This is a genomic window from Nitratireductor alexandrii (genome assembly GCF_004000215.1).
In the GTDB taxonomy this organism is placed as follows: domain Bacteria; phylum Pseudomonadota; class Alphaproteobacteria; order Rhizobiales; family Rhizobiaceae; genus Mangrovimarina; species Mangrovimarina alexandrii.
Genome location: NZ_RBVY01000031.1, coordinates 1 through 1,431 on the forward strand (window position 1 = coordinate 1; position 1,431 = coordinate 1,431).

Here is a 1,431-nt window from a genome sequence, read left to right on the forward strand (position 1 = left end):
CGGTCTCCTGACGCGCATCGATGTTCACGCGGGCACGGGTCTGCTTCATCCAGCCGCCGCCGGCGACGCCATCATTATAGCCAACGGTTTCGGTGCCGATCGAGGCGAACGGCGCAAGCGGAGCACCGCCGCCGATGGTAACGGCATCGCCGTCATAGTTGCCAGCGCCGACCTGGTACCAGACGTAGCCCGAGATGCGCAGGCAGGTCTCGGTGCCGGGGATGTAGAAGAAGCCCGCGCCGTATGCGTCGCACACGCGCACATATTCGACGGGTTCCGGCTCGGCGATGACGACGGCGTCGGCAGCGCGTGCACCGGAGACCGCGGCCAGGGCCGCGGCGGAGCCAAGAAGAAGGCTCTTGATTTTCATTTCTGACCTCCAGTCAAGAGTCGGAGGTGCAAGAGAAAAATGATTTTAAATCAAAGGGTTTTCTATATTTCCGGCTTGGCTGAAATGCCGACCCTGCCCGGCGCGCGGCGCATGGGTGCGCCCCCTCGGGCGCCGCGAGGCAAGCGAACCGGCCTGAGATAGGCAAGCTTGCGGAGAGTTCGGAAGGCATTTCGAACATGGAGGCAAAGTCTGCGACCGGCGCCCCCGGCTTTCGCACACCCAGCGGAGGCGTCGAGCGAAGCGAAACTGCCGTAAGCGGAGGATGAGCCTATCGAGAGATAGTGGCGGAGATTTGGGGAGACATTTCGAACCTACAGGGTTCGCAAGGCCAAGGGCCGTCCGAGCTGATGCGAGGCCCCGANAGTGGCGGAGAGGATGGGATTCGAACCCACGAGGCCCTTTTGGGGCCTACTCCCTTAGCAGGGGAGCGCCTTCGACCACTCGGCCACCTCTCCGCGGCTCTCGCCGGCCCGTGAGATAGAGAAAACCGCGCCATCAATCAACACGCATGCGCCGGTGGGCAGCAAAAAAGAATGCCCGCAGCCGGCAGCGTCGGCCTGCGGCGCGCCCGGCGCGCCCGCAAGCCGTCCACGCTGCCAGTGTCGGGGGTGGATTCGGTCTTGGAGGCCGACGATTCGGCGCGCATTTGCGGGTTTTGATGGGCGGCGATTGTCGAAAATGCGCAAAACCGCGTTTACTCGCTGTTAGGATTTGCCGCATTCTCGCCCGGCCGGGGACAAAAACGTGGCTTTTGTGCAACAGCCCCTTCCGAACGGCCGTGCGGAACCCGTGCCGAGGCCACATCCGTGTTGAACCGGTAAGCGCGCTGAGTATGGTGAGCCTCGGAGAAGGGGCGTGACCACGCATCTTTTTCACGTTTGGGGATCGGGCAGGGTTTGCTGTCCTTCAGCCAGAATAGCCCAAACCCACTTTTAAACTTTGACTGGAGGTCAGAAATGAACATCAAGAGCCTTCTTCTTGGCTCCGCCGCGGCCCTCACCGCGGTCTCCGGTGCACGCGCTGCCGACGCCGTCGTCATC

The 1,431-nt window shown here is 62.7% G+C and carries 1 protein-coding gene, 1 tRNA gene and 1 pseudogene; 1 reads left to right on the top strand and 2 read right to left on the bottom strand.

Going from position 1 to position 1,431, the window contains the following annotated elements; translation table 11 throughout:
- Window positions 1-370 (bottom strand): porin (locus EP380_RS23370; protein WP_238720042.1); only part of this gene is annotated, 370 nt, incomplete at its 3' end.
- Window positions 371-755: 385 nt separating this feature from the next.
- Window positions 756-846: transfer RNA gene (locus EP380_RS23375), tRNA-Ser, on the bottom strand.
- Between the two features lie 444 nt (window positions 847-1,290).
- Between EP380_RS23375 and EP380_RS23960 the strand changes: the two are divergent.
- Window positions 1,291-1,431, top strand: a pseudogene (locus EP380_RS23960) (porin); the annotation flags it as partial.